The organism is Streptomyces sp. NPDC048523 (genome assembly GCF_043199815.1).
Taxonomy (GTDB): domain Bacteria; phylum Actinomycetota; class Actinomycetes; order Streptomycetales; family Streptomycetaceae; genus Streptomyces.
Genome location: NZ_JBICWQ010000001.1, coordinates 96,602 through 117,037, shown reverse-complemented (window position 1 = coordinate 117,037; position 20,436 = coordinate 96,602). Strand labels below are relative to the sequence as shown.

The 20,436-nt window shown below is 69.9% G+C and carries 15 protein-coding genes and 3 pseudogenes; 15 read left to right on the top strand and 3 right to left on the bottom strand.

The genetic code is table 11. From position 1 onward, the window contains the following. Nucleotides 1–49 precede the first annotated feature (49 nt). The 5 genes and pseudogenes from ACGFWE_RS00470 to ACGFWE_RS00450 form a co-directional block, all read left to right on the top strand. Nucleotides 50–553: a MarR family transcriptional regulator gene (locus ACGFWE_RS00470; protein WP_352385638.1), complete on the top strand. Its 504-nt coding sequence runs from the start codon at nt 50–52 to the stop codon at nt 551–553. Between the two features lie 258 nt (nt 554–811). Continuing rightward, a complete protein-coding gene (locus ACGFWE_RS00465; RefSeq protein ID WP_393598873.1) occupies nt 812–2,827 on the top strand; it encodes an AAA family ATPase in 2,016 nt (671 codons plus the stop codon). Nucleotides 2,828–2,867: 40 nt separating this feature from the next. Further along, nucleotides 2,868–2,990 carry a hypothetical protein gene (locus ACGFWE_RS00460; protein WP_393596813.1) on the top strand — a complete coding sequence of 41 codons (123 nt, stop codon included), beginning with the start codon at nt 2,868–2,870 and terminating at the stop codon, nt 2,988–2,990. Between the two features lie 507 nt (nt 2,991–3,497). Then, a complete protein-coding gene (locus ACGFWE_RS00455) occupies nt 3,498–3,929 on the top strand; it encodes an ATP-binding protein (RefSeq protein ID WP_352385640.1) in 432 nt (143 codons plus the stop codon). A gap of 82 nt (nt 3,930–4,011) precedes the next feature. Continuing rightward, nucleotides 4,012–4,110, top strand: a pseudogene (locus tag ACGFWE_RS00450) (transposase); the annotation flags it as partial. Nucleotides 4,111–4,244: 134 nt separating this feature from the next. Here the strand turns inward: ACGFWE_RS00450 and ACGFWE_RS00445 are convergent. Then, a pseudogene (locus ACGFWE_RS00445) lies at nt 4,245–4,352 on the bottom strand (IS5/IS1182 family transposase); the annotation flags it as partial. A gap of 209 nt (nt 4,353–4,561) precedes the next feature. Here ACGFWE_RS00445 and ACGFWE_RS00440 point away from each other — a divergent pair. Continuing rightward, nucleotides 4,562–5,233 carry a class I SAM-dependent methyltransferase gene (locus ACGFWE_RS00440; RefSeq protein ID WP_393596811.1) on the top strand — a complete coding sequence of 224 codons (672 nt, stop codon included), beginning with the start codon at nt 4,562–4,564 and terminating at the stop codon, nt 5,231–5,233. Between the two features lie 233 nt (nt 5,234–5,466). Continuing rightward, complete coding sequence (locus tag ACGFWE_RS00435) at nt 5,467–5,976, top strand: hypothetical protein (protein WP_393596809.1); 510 nt, start codon at nt 5,467–5,469, stop codon at nt 5,974–5,976. 13 nt (nt 5,977–5,989) lie between these two features. On the opposite strand, the gene ACGFWE_RS00430 is transcribed toward ACGFWE_RS00435, so the two are convergent. Together ACGFWE_RS00430 and ACGFWE_RS00425 are read right to left on the bottom strand one after the other, a co-directional pair. Further along, complete coding sequence (locus ACGFWE_RS00430) at nt 5,990–8,599, bottom strand: alpha-L-arabinofuranosidase C-terminal domain-containing protein (protein ID WP_393596807.1); 2,610 nt, start codon at nt 8,597–8,599, stop codon at nt 5,990–5,992. Between the two features lie 117 nt (nt 8,600–8,716). Then, the gene (locus tag ACGFWE_RS00425; protein ID WP_393596805.1) at nt 8,717–10,225 is read right to left on the bottom strand and encodes an arabinofuranosidase catalytic domain-containing protein; all 1,509 of its coding nucleotides are present in this window, start codon (nt 10,223–10,225) and stop codon (nt 8,717–8,719) included. A 630-nt stretch (nt 10,226–10,855) separates the two neighbouring features. Here ACGFWE_RS00425 and ACGFWE_RS00420 point away from each other — a divergent pair. The 8 genes and pseudogenes from ACGFWE_RS00420 to ACGFWE_RS00385 form a co-directional block, all read left to right on the top strand. Next, nucleotides 10,856–11,905: a substrate-binding domain-containing protein gene (locus ACGFWE_RS00420; RefSeq protein WP_393596803.1), complete on the top strand. Its 1,050-nt coding sequence runs from the start codon at nt 10,856–10,858 to the stop codon at nt 11,903–11,905. A gap of 406 nt (nt 11,906–12,311) precedes the next feature. Then, nucleotides 12,312–13,454, top strand: a complete 1,143-nt coding sequence (locus ACGFWE_RS00415) for a substrate-binding domain-containing protein (protein WP_352385650.1) — start codon at nt 12,312–12,314, stop codon at nt 13,452–13,454. A gap of 2 nt (nt 13,455–13,456) precedes the next feature. After that, nucleotides 13,457–15,058, top strand: coding sequence for a sugar ABC transporter ATP-binding protein (locus ACGFWE_RS00410; protein WP_393596800.1), 1,602 nt, complete (start codon nt 13,457–13,459; stop codon nt 15,056–15,058). After that, nucleotides 15,055–16,074, top strand: coding sequence for an ABC transporter permease (locus ACGFWE_RS00405; RefSeq protein WP_393596798.1), 1,020 nt, complete (start codon nt 15,055–15,057; stop codon nt 16,072–16,074). The genes ACGFWE_RS00410 and ACGFWE_RS00405 overlap by 4 nt, the downstream gene beginning before the upstream one ends. A gap of 60 nt (nt 16,075–16,134) precedes the next feature. Beyond that, nucleotides 16,135–17,847 (top strand): ribulokinase, encoded by a 1,713-nt coding sequence (araB, locus tag ACGFWE_RS00400; protein WP_393596796.1) that lies wholly within the window; start codon nt 16,135–16,137, stop codon nt 17,845–17,847. Nucleotides 17,848–17,897: 50 nt separating this feature from the next. Then, complete coding sequence (gene araA, locus ACGFWE_RS00395; protein ID WP_393596794.1) at nt 17,898–19,415, top strand: L-arabinose isomerase; 1,518 nt, start codon at nt 17,898–17,900, stop codon at nt 19,413–19,415. 34 nt (nt 19,416–19,449) lie between these two features. Next, nucleotides 19,450–20,178, top strand: a complete 729-nt coding sequence (gene araD, locus ACGFWE_RS00390; RefSeq protein ID WP_352385659.1) for an L-ribulose-5-phosphate 4-epimerase AraD — start codon at nt 19,450–19,452, stop codon at nt 20,176–20,178. A 57-nt stretch (nt 20,179–20,235) separates the two neighbouring features. Beyond that, nucleotides 20,236–20,340 (top strand): annotated as a pseudogene (locus tag ACGFWE_RS00385) (IS5/IS1182 family transposase); the annotation flags it as partial. Between the last annotated feature and the right edge of the window lie 96 nt (nt 20,341–20,436).

Here is a 20,436-nt window from a genome sequence, read left to right as displayed (position 1 = left end):
GGCAGCCGACACGCCACACGCTTCGAATTCGAAGCAGTAGACTTCGGTCATGCCTGATTCACCGCCGTCGCTCGACCCCGTGCAACTCGGCGCCTACTTCGACCTCATCGAGGTGACCAGCCTGCTCCGGCACGCGGTCGAGCAGCAGCTGCGCGAGGCCGGCGACCTCAGCTATGTGCAGTTCCAGCTGCTGGCCCGCCTCGGGGACTCACCGACGGGCAGTCACCGCATGACCGACCTGGCCGACGGCGTCGTCTACAGCCGCAGTGGCCTGACCTACCAGGTGGATCTGCTCCAGAAGGAGGGCCTGGTCGTCCGAGCTCCCTCGCCGGACGACGAACGGAGCATCACCGTCACCCTCACCGATGCCGGGCGTGCGCTGCTTGCGAAGGTGCTGCCGGGGCATGTCGAAGTGGTCAGCCGCCTGCTGTTCGAGCCGCTGTCGCGCGACGACGTCAAGGCCCTCGCCGGTCTGCTGGCTCCGGTGCGCGACCACATGCGCTCGACGCCGCCCCGCTCGGCCGCGCCTCGCCGCCGCAGAGCCGGAGCGTGAGGATTCCACCCAGACCATGCAGGTAGGGATACGGCACGTCCCGCTCGACTCAGTGGCAAGGGAAGCGACGAGCCACGCCGAGGACAGGGACTGACCCGCAGAACCCGCACGGCGCCGAGTCGATGCTGCCCAGACTTCCGAGCGGCGCCTCCCGTCCCGGGATGCTGCTCCGCGCTCGGTACCACTCACTTAGAAAGCGCTTCATCGAACCGATCTTCGACGGCAAAATGGGCCTGACGAAAGGAGCCCGGATTGGGTGTGGTGGGTTTGGTGGATCGGCTGGCGGAGGCTCGGGCCGGTGCGTTGGTGGGAAGGGAGCGGGAGCGGGGGGTGCTTGACCGGATGCTGTCGGGGGCGCGGGATGCTCCGCTTGTGGCGTATCTGCACGGTCCCGGTGGTATCGGGAAGTCTTCGCTGGTGCGCTATGCCGCTCGGCAGGCGGAGCTGGCGGGGCGCCGGGTGGTGCGTGTGGATGGACGGTTCCTGGACGCGGATCCGCGCCGGCTGGAGGAGGCGGCCGCTGCGGCGTGCGTCGAATCCGGTGTGGTGCTGCTCATCGACACCTTCGAGCAGTGTCAGCCCCTGGAGGCGTGGTTGCGTGAGAGTTTTCTGTTGCGGCTTGCCGACCGGGTGATCGTGGTGGTGGCCGGCCGGACTGCTCCCGACGCCGAGTGGTCGCTGGATCCCGGGTGGGCGCAGCTGTTCACCGCACTGCCGATGCGGTCGCTGGATCCCGCCGAGTCCGATGCGCTGCTCGCGGCGCGGGGTGTTCCTGCCGAGCAGCGCGGTGCCTTCGTGGCCTTCGCGGGGGGCAGCCCGCTGGCTCTGTCGTTGGCCGCCTCTGTGCCCCCGGCCGCGCCGGGTGCGCCGTGGGAGCCCACGGGCGACACCTTGACGAGCTTGGTGGAGCGGCTGGTGGGTGACCTGCCCAGCGCCGTCCATCGGCGCGCCCTTGAGGTCGTTGCGCAGGCGTATGTGACCCGCGAGCCGCTGTTGCGCGCGGTGCTGGGTGACGAGGACACCCATATGGTGTTCTCCTGGCTGCGTCAGTTGCCGTACATCGAGGTCACACCGGAGGGGCTGTACCCGCATGATGCGGTGCGGGCGACCCTCGAGGCCGACCTGCGCTGGCGGGATCCCGAGCGCTACGACGATGTCCGCGCCCGCGTCTCGCTCGCCGGTCTGCAGGCCGTGCGGTCCGCCACCGCCGACGACGCGCTCTTACGCATCGCGGAGTGGATGTTCCTCTTCCGCGACCACGACCGTCCGGACAACCTGTACGACCACCGCAAGCACCCGCACATCGAGGACGCTCTGCTGCGGCCCGACGATGTGCCCTCTGTGCTGCGGATGGCCGAGGAGGCCGAGGGCCCGGCGTCGGCGGCCGTGGTCGCGTACTGGCTGCGCCGCCAGCCGGAGGCCTTCCGAGTCCACCGCTACACCGGCTCCACCACACCTGTTTCGTTCATGGCGATCCTGCGGCTGGAGGCAGCGCTGCCCGAGGACCGCGCCGTGGACCCGGTGATCGCGGCGGTCTGGGACCTCGTGGAGAGGGCCGCTCCGCTGGGAGCGGGTGAGCACCTGGGCATCCGGCGCTTCGCGGTGCAGCCCGGCGGGCGACAGCGGCCCTCGCCCCTGATGGAACTCAGCAGCCGGCGCACCATCGCCGAGGAGATGAGGAGCCACGGACGCGCGGTGACCTTCACCGTCTTCGAAGACGCCGACCGGTGGGGACGCTACCTCGCCGAGGCGGGCATACAGGAAGTCGCGGCCGTTGACGTCGGCGGCCTGCGACAGCACGTCTTCGGCCGGGACTGGCGACAACAACCAGTGGAGGAGTGGGTGCAACACTGGGCGCGCACCGCACTCGCGCCCCTGACGACATGGCCCGCAACCGCCCCCGTGAGGGGCCCGGGCGATCAGCTGCCGCGCGCCGCGTTCGAGGAAGGCGTGCTGGAGGCGCTGCGCACCTGGCACACCCCGCGCGAATTCGCGACCAGTGTCCTGGTGCGTTCCCATCTCGTGGCGCCGGGTTCCCCCGATCCGGTCGCGGAGCTGCGCGGCGCCATCACCACCGCGCTCGACGCGATACAGACCGACCCGGCGGGCGTCAAAGCCCACGAGGCCCTCACCACCACCTACATCACAGCCCCCCGCACCCACAAAGCCGCCGCCCGACGACTCGGGGTGCCCTACGGCACCTACCGACGCCACCTCGCCCTCGCCAAGGAACGCCTGATCGAACAACTGCTGCGCCCGTCACCGGAGGGCTGAGGCCATCGCGGTTCCGCCGTTCCGAGGGGCGATGCCCTCGGTGAAAGCGCGTATGGCCGAACGCCGCTTCGGCACGTGTATCGTCGAGGCCGCCCGCGCGGCCCTCGCCGAGTCCCACCACGTCCACCTCAACGAGATCGCCAAGTGCGCCGGCATAGGCTAGGGGACGCTCTACGGGAACTTTCCCAACTGTGAAGCGCTCCTCGCGGAGGTCTGCCGGCGCGACGTCGAAGAACTCGTGACCGCCGCCTCTGCTCTGCCGACGGAACACGAGCCCGTGGAAGCCTTGCGTCACTGGCTCGACCGGATGATCGACTACGCCGAGATCAAGTACGGCGTCCTGGCAGCACTTGAGCCGGCAGCGTGGCACCGAACCCGATCGAAATCGCGGACTGGACTGGGACGAATGGGAAGCAAAGGCACGGCCTTTGATGAACGTCGTCCTCGACGGCCTTCGACGTCAGAACGCGGACCGGTGAGGCGGCACAGCACGGAGCACAGGAAGCCCGCGCGGCGTCGCGGTCACCAGTGCGCCGCCAGTGGCGGTGCGGTTGCGGGGCTGCCGACGCCGTTCGGTGGCCTGCAGGTTCACTGCCATGCCTGTCGACACGAGGGCCGGGTACACGGTGCGTGACGCGATTTTCGTGGGCCAAGGAGAGGAAGTCGGCCAGTGGCGGTGAAGGCGATGGGGTGGGCGCATTCGTTCCCCGTGTCCGAAGGAGTGCGCGTCGGCCGGGAGTGGACGCGCAGGCGTCTTGAGTCGCTGCCTTGGACCGCTGCCGAACCGGACACGGTGGACTCCATCGTGCTGGCGGTGTCCGAGCTGATCACCAATGCGCACATCCACGCGCACAGCGACGCACACCTGGTCCTCACCTGGGACGGTGACTGTCTTCAGGTGAGCGTCCACGACGAGGACCCGTCGCTGCCGCGGCAGCGTGAACCGGAGCAGGGCGCGGTCTCCGGCCGCGGAGTGTCCATCGTGGGCAAGCTCGCCGATGAGTGGGGGACGAGGTGCCAACGGCACGGCAAGACAGTCACGGCATGCTTCCGCCCAGCCGATCCCGCTGCCGCCGCCGGCCTTGAGGAGGGCCGCAGTTGATTTCTTGCGGACTTCCCCATCCCCGACGAGGACCTCACGTGGATGGTGACCGAGGCGTCGCTGCAGCCTGCGGGTCGTAGCGCGGGCCGGTCGGCGTAATCCACGCCAGGTCCTTGAGGGCATCGTGTTCAAGTTCCGTACCGGGATGCCCTGGAGGGGTCTGCCCGAGCGGTTCGGGCCCACGCGGGCTCGGGCGCCCCGCGGCGGGCTGACCAGCAAATGCACCTGGCCTGAGATGGGCAGGGTCGGCCGCTGCACTTCACAGCCACGACCGGCAGCCGCCTCCGTGGCAGGCCGACGACTCGGCCACGGCCGGGATCCGGTCAGCTGCACCGCGAGCGGGATGCCCTGGCTGTTGGTGATGATGTGGTGATTGCTGCCCAGGCGTGCGCGGTCGACCGGGCCGGGGCCGCTTTTGGGCCCCTGCATGCGGCCCGGACGAGCGAGGAGACTCATCCCGCCAATGGTCCAGGACGCCTCACCTGTTCCGGACCGTGCGCCTCGCTGTTCAGGGGGCCGCCGTTTGCCGGTCCGGCAACTTCGCGTGCGAATCGGCGCAGGTACGAGCACCATCGACAACGCGCCCGAGTGGGACGGCGTGGCACAGCATCACGAGCAGCGGGAGGCATCCGGTGTCAGGACACCACGAGCACGGCCGAAGCGCCGAGCCCGACGAGCAGGCGGCCGCCGAGATGTTCGAGCCGTCGGCTTGGGACGAGCGGTACGCGGGACAGGAGCGGTTCTGGAGTGGCGAGCCCAATCCGCAACTCGTCGTCACCGCTGGTGAGCTCACCCCTGGCACAGCGCTGGACGTCGGCTGCGGAGAGGGGGGTGACGTGGTCTGGCTGGCCGGACAGGGCTGGCGGGTGACCGGCGCCGACTTCTCGCCCCAGGGCCTGGCCCGTGCCGCCCGCCACGCCGAGCAGGCCGACGTGGCCGATCGGGTCGACTGGTGGCAGGTGGACGCCAGGACCTTCGAGGCCGGCGACCGCTCGTACGACCTCGTCACCACCCATTACCTGCACGCCCCGGACGGGGGCATGGTCGACGTGACCCGCCGCCTCGCCGCGGCCGTCGCCCCCGGCGGCTTGCTCCTGGTAGTGGGACATGCGCCGTCGCCCGAGTTCACGCACCTGTCCGAGAGCCACCGCAAAGCGATGTTCCTGGCCGCGGAACTGCTTCCCGGCCTGCCCGACGACTTCGAGCCCGTCGTCGTGGAGCAGCGCTCCCGCACGCTCAAACGGGAGACCGGACCGGTCGAGGCCGAGGACTCGGTCCTGTTGGCCCGCCGCGCGGAGCGCTGAGCCCCCACTGCCCCGAGGGAGAACAACTCCGCCTGCGTTCCCTGAAACGGCGGCCGGTGCCGGGGTCGTCGGAAGGCCGCCGTAGCGGAGCCCGGTCTGCCCTGGACCCTGGCAGACCGGTTAAGCGGACCCGGATGAAGACCACGTCGTAACGAGCTGGGCCATACAGACGTTGTAGTCGCCGGCCGCGTGGGCCGACCACCCCTCCGCCGCCCACCTTCCCGCCGCCCGCGATGCCGACTCCGCCACGGAGGCACCGCACCAGCGCGATCGTGATCGGCTCGGCCGCCGCCGTGATCGCCGCGATCGTCACCACAGGCGTTGTCGTCGTGCGGCCCACGAACGACGACGGCAAGCCGGCCGGCGTCGCGGCGTCGAGCGTCCCGGACGCGGGCGCCGTCAGCCCCGTCATGGAGCCGGACCCGGAACCGACGTACGCCGACATCGACGCCGACAGCTTCTCGATCGACCTGCGCACCACCGCGCGACACTGCTTCGGATCAGCGGGCTGCAACGTGACCGTGGAACCCGAGCTCACCTACCTGGGCAGCAGCGGGGACCTCGACCCGGACGCCGTCCACGAGATCACCTACGAGATCCACGGCGACGAGTCCGGGCCGGTCATCCAGACCGCCGAGCTGACGGATCAGACCAGCCTCAGCTACAGACCGTCTCTGATCAGCACCGCTTCGGCGAGCAGCACAGCGCTCTCCGTGGAGATCACTGACATCCAGCAGCGTTGAGGCGGTACAGGTATCAGGCCAAGGTGAGTTCCAGGACCGTGACCGAGAGCGGTGGCAGGGTCGTCGTGAACGTCGGTCCTGCTCCCGTTACTCCCGTCGTCTTGGGGACGAGTGTCGTCGGCTCGGTCAGGGTGTTCGTCGCCGTCGGTGACGGGCCCGTCAGGACCGTGGCCGTGGCGTTCCTCCTGACCCCCTTCGCCAAGCCGTGGAGCTCCACCGGCACAGCCACCTTCTCCGTCCCGTAGTTCACCACCGCGAGGTACAGCCGCTTCCCGGAGCGCGTGGCCACCGTCGCCAGGCCCGGCAGCGCGCGTGCCGTGGCCGGCAGGACCGTGTCTCCCAGGTTGCTCGTCAGCATCTGCTGCGCCCAGTAGCTGGGGGAGACGTAGCTGGTGAGGTTGTCGTAGGCGATGAGGTTGGTGGCCCAGACGTTGTTCTTCACGTGGGAGAACAAGGGTGCGTAGCACTCCATCAGGACCTGGTCGGAGTTGCGGATCAGGCCGGCCAGCCAGGACGCGTCGCCCAACGCCGCGTTGAGGTCGGGGGTCGGGCGGCCCTCCTGCGCGGCCCACTCTCCTACGAACACCTTCGTCGAAGCGCGGTCCCTGTTGTCGTACTTGTGGGTGGCGGCCTGGGCTGCGGACGGGGCCAGGTAGTAGTGCTCGTCGATCAGGTCCGGGGTGCGGCTCGTCACCGTCGTCGTCGCGATCAGCTTCAGGTGCGGGTACTTCGCCTTGATCGCGTCGTGGAAGTCCGCGAAGCGGGAGTCGTACGAGCCCGATCCGTCGAACCAGTCCTCGTTGCCTATCTCCACGTACTCCAGGGGGAACGGCTTCGGGTGGCCGTCGGCCGCACGCCGGGCGCCCCAGGTGCTGGTGACCGGACCCGTCACGTACTCGATCTCGTCCAGGGCGTCCTGGATGTACGGCTTGAGCGCGTCGCCCGTGACGTGTTCGCCCTGCAGGGCGTAGCCGGCGAAGACGGCCAGGACGGGCTGGGCCTTCATGTCCTCGACCCAGTGCAGGTACTCCATGAGGCCCAGTCCGTCCGTGGACCAGTAGCCCCACGCGTCGTCCATGTGGCCGGGGCGCTCCCAGACCGGGCCGATCGTGTTCTTCCAGTTGAAGCGGGTCGCGATCGTGTTGCCTTCGAGGAAGTTGCCGCCGGGGAAGCGCAGGAACTTCGGCTTCAGGGCGACCAGTTTCTCCATCAGGTCGACGCGCAGGCCGTTGGGGCGGTTGTTGTAGGTGGGCGGGAAGAGGGAGACGTGCTGGAGCCACAGCGTCTCGCCCGCGGCGGTCGGGTCGGCCGTGGTGACGGTCAGCCTCGCGTCGCCCGTCACCGGGGCGCCCGCACCCGTGCGCAGGGTCAGTTCGAAGGGGCGGTCGGGGAAGGCCGTACCGATGTGCGCGATCCTCGCGGAGGCGTACACCGTCGCTCCGTCGGCCGACTCGATGGACACCGTGAGGGGGCCGATCCGGCGTGATGCCTTGGCGAAGAGGCGGGCCGTGTAGGTGGTTCGGGGGCGGACCGGGATGCCCCAGAAGCCGTCGTTCGCCACACCGGCTCGGCTGCCGGCCCCTGTACCGCTCGGCAGTGTCACCTTCAGGGAGCGGTTCAGCGCCTCGTTCAACGGCGTGGCCGTGTCCAGCGTCAGTGTTGTGCCGCCCACCACGGACCAGTGGACCGGTGATGTGTCGCTGGCCATCATCGAGCGGTTCTGCACCAGTTCGGCGTAGATGCCGCCCTCGCCGGAGTGGTTGATGTCCTCGAACATCAGGCCCGGGAGGATGGGGGAGACCGCGTGCGCGGGATTCGCCACGTCCACGCTCAGCAGCGGTGTTGTCGACTCCACCGGGACGCCGGCCAGCGTCGCCACCTGGTCCGAGGTGAGGGCGGTCGGGAACAGCTGTACGTCGTCGATCAGGCCGTGCCACTGGTCGACCTGTCCACCGCCGTACAGCGCGCGGCCGACCGCGGTCGCCCCTGTGCCGGCCCAGCCCGCGGTGTAGGCCGTCTCCCCTTCCAATACGCCGTTGACGTACAGGCGGGTGACACCGGCCGCGGCGTCGCTGACGCCGACCAGGTGGGTCCACGTGCCGGCGGTCGGGGCGGAGGCAGCTGCCGCGACGGCGGCTCCCTGGGTGGCGTCGGACGCGAGGCGGGCGAAGGCGAAGGTGCCGGTGTCGTCGCGCAGTCCGAGGTAGAAGGCGCTGACCACCGTGCCGTCGATGCTGACCGCGGTCTGGTAGCCGCCCAGCTGGGCGAGGTTGACCCAGGCGGCCACCGAGAAGGCCTTCGAGGTGTCGACGACCGGCCCGGACGCGGTGGCGTTGCCACCTGCCGTGAGGCTCAGGCTGTGGGCGCCGACCTTGCCGGTGTCCCAGCCGGCCGCGCCCTGGAGCGTGGCGGTGTGGGCGTTGCCGGACGCGTCGGCGGCGGTGGTGCCGGCGCCTTCGTCGAAGCTCCAGTGCGCGGCCGCGGCGGGGAGGGCGACGGGAGCGGCCACGGCTGCGGGAGCGGCGGCAGCGGGGACGGACCCGGCGAAGGTCCCGGCCAGGGACGTGACACCGATGGCGGTCAGGACGGTCCTGCGGGACGGTCCGGCGGCTTCTGAGGGCATGCGCAGTTCCTTCGTGTCAGAGGTAACCGGGTGAACCCGGATGAACCGATGAAGCGCGGGCCCGTCGGCGGCGGGAGGGGGAAGGCCGACGGGCCCGCGGCGACCCGACCGTTCAGGTCAGGGCGCGATGTTCCACTGCTGGCACGCGTTGTCGAGCTGCTGCCACTGGCGGACCGCCGTGCCGTTGGTCGTTGCGCAGTTCGCCACGTCCAGCGCCATGCCGGTGTTGACGTTGGTGATCGTGTAGTGGCTGCCGAACTTGGTGACGTCCCACTGCTGGCAGTTGTTGCCGAGCGAGGCCCACAGCTGGACGGCCGTGCCGTTGCTCTGCCCGCAGTTCTTGTCGTCCAGGACCGTGCCGCTGTTGACGTTGCTGATGGTGTAGTGGCCGTTGCCCGCGCTGGCGAACTTCCACTGCTGGCAGGTGTTGCCGAGCGAGGCCCAGATGTCGATCGACGTGCCGTTGGCGGTACCGCAGTTGACCGCGTCCAGGACCTTGCCGGAGTTGGCGTTGGTCAGGCGGTAGGCGGTGCCGGCGACCGGGAAGTTGGCGGCCGGGGTGGTGTAACCGACGGAGGTGATGTTGGCCTGTACGGCGTTGTCGGCGGCGTCGGTCGGGTAGCCCGAGGTCATGACGCCCTCGAAGAACGAGCCGTCCGAGCCGTTGCTGTTGTCACCGCCGGTGCCGAGGACGATGGCGCCCTCCAGGTGCATCGGGGTGTATCCGCCGAGGTTGGGGAGCGCGCCGTTGTACCAGGTGGTCAGTGAGCCCGATTGTGCGTTGCCGCCCTTGATCGCGTAGGTCGTGGTGCCGTTGTTCTTCTCCAACGCGGTGACGAACTCGCTGGAGTTGCCCTTGTTGTTCGAATTCGAGCCGTTCCCTCCGAAGAAGAGCCCGTTCTCCAGGTCCGCCTCGACCCAGGGGCCCGATCCGGCGCCGGAACACGAGAACCAGCACTCCGTACCGAAGTTGATCGCGTCCATGTGGCCGTTGCCGGTGTCGTTGCCGGACGTCTCGGCGTTGCCGTAGTCGAAGCAGCAGCGGTTGTTCACGTGGTGGCCGCTGGTGACCATGTACGCGCCCTCGGGGGAGCTGCCGGTGGCGATGCCCGTGGTGCTGTTGTCGCGGTAGCCGACGCCGGCGGACACGAAGACGCCGTACGCCGCGTGGCCGCCGACCGTGACCGGAAGGGCGTCGGCGATCGCGCCGACGTCCTGGCCGCCGTTGCCGCCGGGCCCCTCGATGGTCAGGTCGTTGTGGTTCGCGCTCTGGTCGTAGATCTTGGTGATGGTGCAGGTCGTCCCGGAGCAGAAGGAGTCCTGCGCCGCTGCGTTGGCGTAGCCGCCGGCGCTCAGGACGCCGATGTTGGTGGTCGCGCCGTCCGAAGCGCGCTTGACCTGGTAGAGCGAGCCGCCGTAGGAGGCGTAGAGCGCCCGCGTCGTGCTGTGTGCCGCGGCGCACGGGGTGCCCGCGGAGGCGTAGATGTCACAGGGCAGGGACGTGGCGGCCGCTGCTGAGCCCGCGGTGCCGACGACCCCGGCCAGGATGCCCCCGACGAGCGTGAGGATCGCGCCCAGAGTCAGCAGGAGCCCTCTCCGGCGCGAGCCTCGCACTCGACTTATCACTCGGCCTGTCACTCGACCGACTCGACTCGTTCGACCTGTCACGGTGAACCTCTTCCGTCGTGCGTTCTTCTCGTCCGGCGCTGTGTGCTCCGGGAGAGCGGAAATGTGGGCGCTAACATCTCGGGCCCTCGGAGATCGGCACACATGCGAGCCGGACAGGAGGGCGAGGGGAGGGGAGGGGAGAGCCGGACTGGGCGATCCGCAGATCGAGCAGCGTCGTGGGGAGTGTCTGCTGGTCAGGGCGGCGGATGGGTCCGGAGTGGGTGACTTGTGCGGGTGCCGTTCTCGTGCGGTCGGTGAGTTGGACGGCCGCTCTCGTGGCACCGTCTTTTTACGGCCGGATGAATACGGGGTCAACACGGTCGAACAGTCAAGAGTGCGGAAACAAAAGCTGTGCCGTCTGTTTACCCGGGCACGCGGCGATGCCGGAACGGACGCTGGGCCGATCAATAACTCCAGGTCAAAGGGCTCTTTGCCAGTGCGTCGAAGTCCCGAAAACCGGTGATCGAGGGGCCCGAGTTGCCTTGCCCACGGGGAATGTGTGCGCTAACAATTCGGTCAACGGCGTGCCGCTCCCACCGGAGAAGCAGCTGATCGACAACGACACGACGGTGTGTGAGGAGGCGGGACATGGACGGCGATCGCGCACCGGTGATGGCGGACGTGGCCCGGATCGCGGGAGTCTCGCACCAGACCGTCTCCCGGGTCCTCAACGACCACCCCAACGTCCGGCCCCGCACCCGGGAACGCGTGCTGGCCGCCGTCCGCGAACTCGGCTACCGGCCCAACGCCGCCGCCCGCACCCTGGCGACCCGCCGCACCCGCACCCTGGGCGTGATCAGCTTCAACACCACGCTGTACGGCCCCGCTTGCATGCTCTACGGCATTGAGCGGGCGGCCAGGGAGCACGACTACTTCGTCACCGTGGCGGCGGTCGGCACACTCGACCGGCATTCGGTGCTGGACGCCGTGGACCGGCTGCGCGACCAGAACGTGGCGGGGATCGTCGTCATCGCGCCGCAGACCGCCGCGGTGGGCGCACTGGCGAACGTGCCGGCGGACGTGCCCCTGGTCGCGGTCGGCTGTGGCACGCACACCGCGCTGGTCTCGGTCGCCGTGGACAACGAGGCGGGTGCCGAGCTGGCCACCTCCTACCTGCTCGACCTCGGCCATCGCACGGTGCACCACCTGGTCGGGCCGCGTTCCTGGCTCGACGCGCAGGAACGCGAGTCCGGCTGGCGTGCCGCCCTGGAGAAGCGGGGGGCTCCGGTGCCCGAACCGTCGGCCGGCGCCGACTGGACGGCTCGTACCGGATACGAGCACGGCCTTCGGATCGCCGCCGACCCCGAGGTCACCGCGGTGTTCTGCGCCAACGACCACCTGGCCCTCGGTCTGCTGCGGGCTCTGCAGCAGGCAGGGCGCCGGGTGCCGGAGGACATCAGTGTCGTGGGTTTCGACGACATGCCGGAGACCGAGTACTTCGGCCCGTCACTGACCACCGTCCGCCAGGACTTCGACGAACTCGGCCGCCGCGCCCTGCGCGCGCTGATCGAGCTCGTCGGCGATCCGGACGCCGGGATCCCGGCGTCCGGTGACAGACCCCACATCGTCATCCCGCCCAGCCTCGTGGTGCGGACCTCGGCGACCCGCCCGCGACCTCGAACGGAAAGTCCGACATGACCCGCCCTTGTTAGCACTCCGGTACCAACTCCCTTACCAGCACGCCCTGTTGTGACCCGCGTGCCGTTGGGGCAGTCGATGCGCCGACCATGAGCGATCGGCCGTGACGTCCCCGACACGCGCAAGGACTCCACGCCGGTCCACCGCCCCAAGCGGTCGGCCTCTTCATGATTCTGACGTTTTGTCAGGCAACCCGCGTCCCGGCCGCGCTCACGTCGATGAGCCCCCCCCGCCCGGCGACTACGGCGCCCTCCGCCACGTGCCGCTTCCCAGTGGCCCCCACACCTGCCCCGTCTCCCCGGCACCGGCATGCCCATGAACAGGTGTGCGTTCCCCGCGTTCCCACCCATCCCGAGACACCAAACAGACACGCCAACCAGACACGCCAAGAAGGGCGCTGATTCCCATGCTCCGCACCAGAAGGTCCCGCACCCTCGCCACCGCGACCGCCGTGCTCCTCTCGCTCGCCGCCGCGGGCTGCTCCAAGAGCGCGGGCGGCTCCGACGCGTCCAGCTCGGCCGGTACCAAGGCCGCCGCCCCGGTCGCGCTGGCCGGCTCGGTCACCTTCAACCAGACGAACCTCGCCAAGCTCGACGCGGCGCTGAAGTCCGCACTGGCCGGCAAGGACCTGTCCAAGGTCGACATCGCGATGGTCGTGAACGTGGCCGCCGACTACTGGAAGGCCGGGCAGGTCGGCTTCCTCAAGGGCTGCTCCGACCTCGGCATCGCGAAGAGCAAGTGCACCTACTTCGCCCCGCCCGGCGGCAAGCTCACCGAGCAGAACTCGGAGCTGGAGACCCTGCGTTCGCAGGGCGTCACCGGCTACTCGATCTCGGCCATCGACCCGACCTCGGCCGCGGGCACCATCCACACCGACGTCCAGAAGGGCATCGGCGTCCTGGCGATCGACTCCCCGCTGCCGGGCACCGACGCCGCCTCGCTCTACCTGGGCACCCCGAACTACACCGCCGGCTTCCAGGCGGGCACCGCGATGAAGCAGGTGCTCGGCGGCAAGGGCAAGGTGGCGATCCTGGTCGGCTCCCTCACGGCCTCCAACGCCACCCAGCGCATCGCCGGCTTCGAGGCCGCGCTCAAGGGCACCAAGATCACGGTCGCCCAGAAGGTCAACGACAACCTCCAGGCCAGCACGGCGACTTCGGACGCGGAGACCATCCTCGCGAACAACCCGGACGTCAACGGCCTGTACGGCGTCTACTCCTACGACGGTCCCGCGCTGGCCCAGGCGGTCACCTCGGCCGGAAAGACCTCGTCCGTGCACATCGTCTCCGACGACTCCGACGCCCAGACGCTGAAGTTCATCAAGTCCGGCGTGATCTCCGGGACCGTCGTGCAGATGCCGTACCAGCAGGGCTACACGGGGGCGTACATCCTGGCCGCGGAGAAGGTGCTGGGTAAGGACAAGACGATGGCGCTCGTCAAGCCGTACCTGGAGAAGGACGGTTCGACCCTGAGTTCCGGCGTGGGCCTGGTCACCAAGTCCGACCTGGGCGCGTACCAGTCCCTCGAGTCGCAGCTCGGGATCGGCTGAGCATGACGGCCACGAAGAACGTCCCGGACGACGCCCAGGACGACGTCCCGGACAACGCCCCGCACCGCGCGGTCACCGCGCGGCTGCGGGCGGTGCACAAGTCCTACGGCCCGGTGCGCGTCCTCGACCTGCCCGAACTCGACCTCTACGCCGGCCAGGTGATCGGCGTGGTCGGCGAGAACGGCGCCGGGAAGTCCACACTGATGGGCACGCTGGCCGGATCGGTGCACCGGGACGGCGGCGAGATCCTGATCCACGGCGAGCCCCTCGCCGCCGGGTCCACCGAGGCCGCGGGACAGCTCGGCATCGCCATGGTCTCCCAGGAGTTCCCGCTGGTCGGACAGCTCTCGGTGGCCGAGAACCTGCTCCTCGGCCGCCGCCCGCGCCAGTCGAAGCGACGGCTGCTGGTGGACCGTACGGCACAGCGGGCCGAGGCGAAGGCGATGCTCGAAGAGATCGGCCTGTCCGCCGAGACGATCGAGGTGAACCGGGAGGTCCGCACCCTCCCGGTGCCGACCCGCCAGATGATCGAGATCGCCAAGTCCTGGGGCCGCGAACCCAAGCTGCTGATCCTGGACGAGCCGACCTCCTCCCTGGGACCGGTCGAGGCCCGGATGGTGCTGGGCCTGGCCCGCCAACTCGCCGACCGCGGCGGCACCGTGCTGTTCATCGGACACCGCCTCGACGAGGTGCGGGAGATCAGCGACCGTGTCCTGGTCCTGCGCAACGGCAGGCTGGTCGCCGACCTCGAACCGGCCGAGGCCAGTGAGGAACGGCTGATCCGGGAGATGGTCGGCGGCGAGGTCGCGCAGGGCGAGCCGAAGGCTCCGCCCGCGACGAGCCCGGTCCTGCTCCAGGCCGAGGGCCTGACCGCGGACGGCCTCGGACCGGTCGACCTGGACGTGCGCGAGGGCGAGATCCTGGGCGTGGCCGGGCTGATGGGCTCGGGCCGCAGCCGCCTGGTCCACACGATCGCCGGCGCACAGCCCTCGACCGGCGGCCGGATGCTGCTCGGCGGCACGCCCTACCGGCCGCGGGGCGCGGGTGACGGCGTGGCGGCCGGGATCGCGCTGATCCCCGAGGACCGCAAGGAGCAGTCGCTCGTCCTGTTCGCGTCCATCCGGGCGAACGTCGTCGTCTCGGTGCTCAAGCGGATCAGCACCCGCGGTCTGCTCGCACCGGGCCGGGAACGCGCCGAGGCACGGAAGATCACCGAGAACGTCAACGTCCGGATGCAGTCGGTGGAGCAGCCGATCGGCTCGCTGTCCGGCGGCAACCAGCAACGCGCCATCTTCGGCCGGGCGTTCGCCGCCGAACCACGCCTGCTGCTGCTCGACGAGCCGACCCGTGGCGTGGACGTGGGCGCGAAGGCGGAGATCTACAAGCTGATCGACCAGGCGGCGGAGCAGGGCATGGGGATCGTGGTCGCCTCCTCCGAGCTGGAGGAGCTGCTGTGGATCTGCCACCGCATCGCGGTGATGAACCACGGGCGGGTGGTCACGGTCATCGACCGGGCCGACGCCACCAAGGAGCGGATCATGACGGCCGCGGCCGGCACCGCTCCTGCCGACAACCACCACGTGACGAACGGAGTTACAGCATGAGCGCGCAGAGCACGCTCGTCCCGAACGAGGTCGCGCCGCGCTCCCGTTCGGCCGCATCGACCCTCGCCCGCAGACTCGCCGCCTCCCCGGAGGCCGGTGTGATCATCGCCTGCGTGGTGGTGTTCGTGGCCATCGCCGCCAACGCGGAGACGTACACGGCCGTGGGCAACCTCCAGGTGATGGGCCGCGACCTCTCGCAGGTCGGGATCCTCGCGATCGGTGAGGCACTGGTCATCCTGACCGGTGGCATCGACCTGTCGGTGGGCGCGCTGGCCGGTCTGGCCGGCATCCTGGCCGGCTGGATGAACGTCAACGAGGGCCTGCCCGCCCCCCTCGCGATCCTGCTCACGCTGGTGATCACCTCCTGCGTCGGTCTCTGGCACGGCGTCATGGTCACCCGCCTCAACGTCCCGCCCTTCGTGATCACCCTGGTCACCTACACCGTCGCGCAGGGCACGGCGCTCGCGATCACCAGCGGCTCGCCCATCAACAACCTCGACCCGATGTTCAGCAACCTGAGCCAGTACTACCTCGGCGAAATACCGGTCCCCGCCGTGTTCTTCGTCGGCGCGGCGGCCGTCGCCTGGTTCGTCCTGGAGCGCACTTACGTGGGCCGCCAGATCTACGCGGTCGGCGGCAACAAGGAGGCCGCCCGGCTGGCCGGCATCCCGACCGCGCGCCGGATCACCTCCACCTACGTCGCCAGCGCGGCCCTCGCCGGTCTGGTCGGCATCCTGGTGATCGGCCGTATGAACGTGGCCGACCCCTCGGTCGGCGCCGGCTGGGAACTCACCGCGATCGCCGCCGCGGTGGTCGGCGGGATGTCACTCTCGGGCGGTGAGGGCCGTATCGCGGGCATCGCGGCGGGCGCGATCCTGCTGGAGTTCATCACCAACGGCCTGCTCGCCCTCAAGGTCAGCCCCTACGACCAGCAGGTCGTCCAGGGAGCGGTCCTCGGCGTCGCCATCCTGCTCGACCGGGCGCGCGCTCGTTACTTCGGCAGGAGTCGGAGTTAGGACGTCGGGCTGGTGGACTTCGCCGACCCTTCGCTCGCATTTCTTCGAACCTGGATCGATATGCCGAACACCCGAGTGTGGAGGAGGCCGCCGGTGAACGCCGGACAAGAGACAGCCACGAACCCCGAACCCTGCGTCGTAGGAGTCGACTTCGGGACGCTGTCCGGACGGGCCGTGGTGGTCCGCGTGCGGGACGGCGCGGAGTTGGGGACGGCCGAGCACGAGTACCGGCACGCGGTCCTGGACCGGGAGCTGCCGGACGGTACCGTGCTGCCCCCGGACTGGGCCCTCCAGGTCCCGTCGGACTACGTCGACGTGCTCCGCCACGCGGTGCCGGCAGCGCTCGCGGCAGCCGGTGTACGCCCTGAGCAAGTGATCGGCATCGGAACGGACTTCACCGCCTGCACAGTGCTCCCCGTACTGGCCGACGGCACGCCCCTGTGCGAGCTGTCCGAGTACGCCTCCCGCCCGCACGCCTACGTCAAATTGTGGCGCCACCACGCCGCCCAGGCACAGGCCGACCGCATCACCGCACTGGCGGCCGAACGGAAGGAGCCGTGGCTCCAGCGCTACGGCGGGAAGATCTCCTCCGAGTGGGAGTTCGCCAAGGCCCTCCAGGTGCTGGAGGAGGACCCCGAGATCTACGACCGCACCGAGCGCTGGGTGGAGGCGGCGGACTGGATCGTGTGGCGGCTGTGCGGGACGTACGTCCGCAACGCCTGCACCGCCGGCTACAAGGGCCAACTCCAGGACGGCAGCTACCCCTCCCGGGCCTACCTGGCGGCGCTCAACCCCGGCTTCGCCGACTTCGTGACGGAGAAACTGGAACAGCCGATCGGCCAACTCGGTGGCCTGGCAGGCGGGTTGACGGCCGAGGCGGCGGCCTGGACCGGGCTGCCAGAGGGCATCGCGGTCTGCGTGGGCAACGTCGACGCCCATGTGACGGCACCCGCGGCGGGTGCCGTGGAGCCGGGCCAGATGGTGGCCATCATGGGCACCTCGACCTGCCATGTGATGAGCTCCGACCGCAACGAGACGGTGCCCGGCATGTGCGGCGTCGTCGACGGCGGCATCCTGCCGGGCCTGTGGGGCTACGAGGCCGGGCAGAGCGGGGTCGGCGACATCTTCGGCTGGTTCGTCCGTACCGGGTTCCCGGCGTCGTACGCCGAAGAGGCCGCCGCCCTCGGCCGCGACGCCCACGAACACCTGACGGCTCTCACGGCCGGGCAGCGGGTGGGTGAGCACGGACTGATCGCGCTGGACTGGCACAGCGGCAACCGTTCCGTCCTGGTCGACCACGACCTCAGCGGTGTGATGGTCGGCCTGACACTGTCCACCCGCCCCGAGGACGTCTACCGCGCCCTGCTGGAGGCCACCGCCTTCGGCACCCGGACCATCATCGAGGCGTTCGAGACGTCCGGGGTGCCGGTCGGCGAGCTGATCGTCGCGGGCGGCCTGACGAAGAACGCGCTGCTGATGCAGATCTACGCGGACGTCACCCGCCGCCCCCTCGGCGTCATCGGCTCCGCCCAGGGCCCGGCCCTCGGTGCGGCGATGCACGCCGCGGTGGCGGCCGGGGCGTACCCCGACATCCAGGCCGCCGCCCGGTCCATGGGCAAGGCCGACCGCGGCGTCTACCAGCCGGACCCCGAGCGCGCCGCGGCCTACGACCGCCTCTACGCCGAGTACCGGCTCCTGCACGACTACTTCGGCCGCGGTGCCAATGAGGTCATGCACCGGCTACGGCGTCTGCGCGCCGAGGTCTCCGCCTGAACGGCCCCAACTCCCTTACTCAGTAGCCCCCTTCGAAAGGAACCGTCGTCATGACCGCTCCCGAAATACCGTCCGCCGGCCAGGAGATCTGGTTTCTCACCGGCAGCCAGGGCCTGTACGGCGAAGAGACCCTGAACCAGGTCGCCCACCAGGCACGGAAGATCGCCGAGCGACTCGACGCGGCCGAACCGATCCCCCTGCGGATCGTGTGGAAACCGGTGCTCACCGACGCGGACTCGATCCGCCGACTGTGCCTGGAGGCCACCGCCTCGGACACCTGCGTGGGGGTGATCGTGTGGATGCACACCTTCTCCCCGGCGAAGATGTGGATCGCGGGCCTGAGCGCCCTGGATCGCCCCGTGCTGCATCTGCACACCCAGTACAACCTGTCGCTGCCCTGGTCGAGCATCGACATGGACTTCATGAACCTCAACCAGGCCGCCCACGGGGACCGCGAGTTCGGCCACATCGAGTCCCGGCTCGGCATCGACCGCAAGATCGTCGCCGGACACGCCACCGACCCCCGTGTGATCCGGCGCGTCGCCGCCTGGACGAGAGCCGCCGCGGGCCGCCAGGCGGCGCGCACGCTGCGCCTGGCGCGCTTCGGCGACAACATGCGCGATGTCGCGGTCACCGAGGGCGACAAGGTCGAGGCGCAGATGCGGTTCGGGTTCTCGGTGAACACCTACGGGGTCAATGACCTGGTGGCCGTGGTCGATGCCGTCGAGGACAAGGCGGCCGCCGAACTCGCCGGTGAGTACGTCGAGTCGTACGACGTGGTCCCCTCCCTGCGCCCGGGCGGCATCCGCCACGACTCCCTCCTGTACGCGGCCCGTCAGGAACTGGGCCTGCGCACCTTCCTGACCGAGGGCGGCTTCACCGCCTTCACCACCAACTTCGAGGACCTCGGCGGCCTGCGCCAGCTGCCCGGCCTGGCCGTCCAGCGCCTGATGGCGGACGGCTACGGCTTCGGCGGCGAGGGCGACTGGAAGACCTCCGCGCTGCTGCGCACGATGAAGGTCATGGGCCAGGGGGAGTCCGGCGGCACCACGTTCATGGAGGACTACACCTACCACCTCGGCCCGGGTGTCCCGCGCATCCTGGGCGCGCACATGCTGGAGGTCTGCCCCTCGGTAGCTGCCTCCCGCCCGCGCTGCGAGATCCACCCGCTGTCCATCGGCGGCCGCGAGGACCCGGTCCGTCTGGTCTTCGACGCGGCCGAGGGACCCGCCGTCGTCGTCGGCCTCTCGGACCTCGGCGACCGCTTCCGGCTGACCGCCAATGCCGTGGACGTCGTAGGCCCCAGCGAGCCCCTGCCTCAGCTCCCCGTGGCCCGGGCGGTGTGGAAGCCGCGCCCGTCACTCGCGGAGTCGGCCGAGAGCTGGCTGCTGGCCGGCGCCCCGCACCACACCGTGCTCAGCTCCGCCGTCGACCTCGAGACCCTGACCGACTATGCCTCCATGACCGGCGTCGAACTCCTCACCATCGACGAGCACACCACCACCGACCAGTTCGCCAAGGAAATCCGCTGGAACGCCGCCTACCACCGACTTGCCCAAGCCCTGTGACCATGACCGACGGCCGCCTCGAAGGAGACGAACGATGACCCTACGAGTCCGCGACGGCCTGCGCGAGGAGGTCCTGAGGGCGAACCTGGCCATCCCGCAGGTCGGTCTCGCGACCCTGACCTGGGGGAACGTGAGTGGAGTCGACCGCGAGGCGGGAGTCTTCGTCATCAAGCCGTCCGGTGTGCCCTACGAGGAGCTCGCCCTGGACCACCTGGTGACGGTGAGGCTGTCCGACGGCGCGGTCGTGGAGGGTGATCTGCGCCCCTCCACCGACACCGAGACCCACCGCTGCCTCTACCGTGCCTTCCCCTCCATCGGCGGGGTCACCCACACCCACTCCACCCACGCGGTCGCCTTCGCCCAGGCCCACCGCGACATCCCCGTCCTCGGCACCACCCACGCCGACACCTTCAACGGACCCATCCCCGTCACCCGCGACCTCACCCCCGAGGAGTGCGCGAAGGACTACGAGTACAACACCGGCGTCGTCATCGTGGACCTGTTGGGGGAGGAGGACCAGAAGGCCGTCGAGGTCCCGGCGGCTCTTGTGGCGAACCACGGCCCCTTCACCTGGGGTGCCACCGCCCGCAAGTCCCTGGAACACGCGATCATCTGCGAGGCGGTCGCCGACATCGCCCTCCACACCCTGTCGCTGAGCCCGACCGCCCCACCACCGCGTCATCTACTGGAACGCCACTACACCCGCAAGCACGGACCCGACGCCTACTACGGCAACCCGGACATGCCCACGGTTTCCGGATGACCACCGCGCTTCGGGGCTGGGTCGTGCCCCTTTGACGCTCTGGTCGGAAGATCGGATATGCCCTTCCGATGGGTGATCACTGATGCGATGCGGGATCGGATCGCGCCCTTGATGCCGGCCGATCCGGTCCGTGGACGGCGGTGGGCCGGCCACCGCCGCACGCGATGTCCGCGAAGCCGAGGGTCCAGGCCGGCAGCCGTCGGCCTGCGTGCTGGACTCCCAGGCCACCAAGACCTCCGCCGATGTCCACCTCGCGGA

What these genes read in the sequence shown, in the direction of transcription:
- ACGFWE_RS00470 (WP_352385638.1), top strand. Translation starts at nt 50, where the DNA reads ATGCCTGATTCACCGCCGTCGCTCGACCCCGTGCAACTCGGCGCCTAC.
- ACGFWE_RS00435 (WP_393596809.1), top strand. Translation starts at nt 5,467, where the DNA reads ATGCCGACTCCGCCACGGAGGCACCGCACCAGCGCGATCGTGATCGGC.
- ACGFWE_RS00430 (WP_393596807.1), bottom strand. Translation starts at nt 8,599, where the DNA reads ATGCCCTCAGAAGCCGCCGGACCGTCCCGCAGGACCGTCCTGACCGCC.
- ACGFWE_RS00420 (WP_393596803.1), top strand. Translation starts at nt 10,856, where the DNA reads ATGGACGGCGATCGCGCACCGGTGATGGCGGACGTGGCCCGGATCGCG.
- ACGFWE_RS00415 (WP_352385650.1), top strand. Translation starts at nt 12,312, where the DNA reads ATGCTCCGCACCAGAAGGTCCCGCACCCTCGCCACCGCGACCGCCGTG.
- ACGFWE_RS00410 (WP_393596800.1), top strand. Translation starts at nt 13,457, where the DNA reads ATGACGGCCACGAAGAACGTCCCGGACGACGCCCAGGACGACGTCCCG.
- ACGFWE_RS00405 (WP_393596798.1), top strand. Translation starts at nt 15,055, where the DNA reads ATGAGCGCGCAGAGCACGCTCGTCCCGAACGAGGTCGCGCCGCGCTCC.
- araB (WP_393596796.1), top strand. Translation starts at nt 16,135, where the DNA reads ATGCCGAACACCCGAGTGTGGAGGAGGCCGCCGGTGAACGCCGGACAA.
- araA (WP_393596794.1), top strand. Translation starts at nt 17,898, where the DNA reads ATGACCGCTCCCGAAATACCGTCCGCCGGCCAGGAGATCTGGTTTCTC.
- araD (WP_352385659.1), top strand. Translation starts at nt 19,450, where the DNA reads ATGACCCTACGAGTCCGCGACGGCCTGCGCGAGGAGGTCCTGAGGGCG.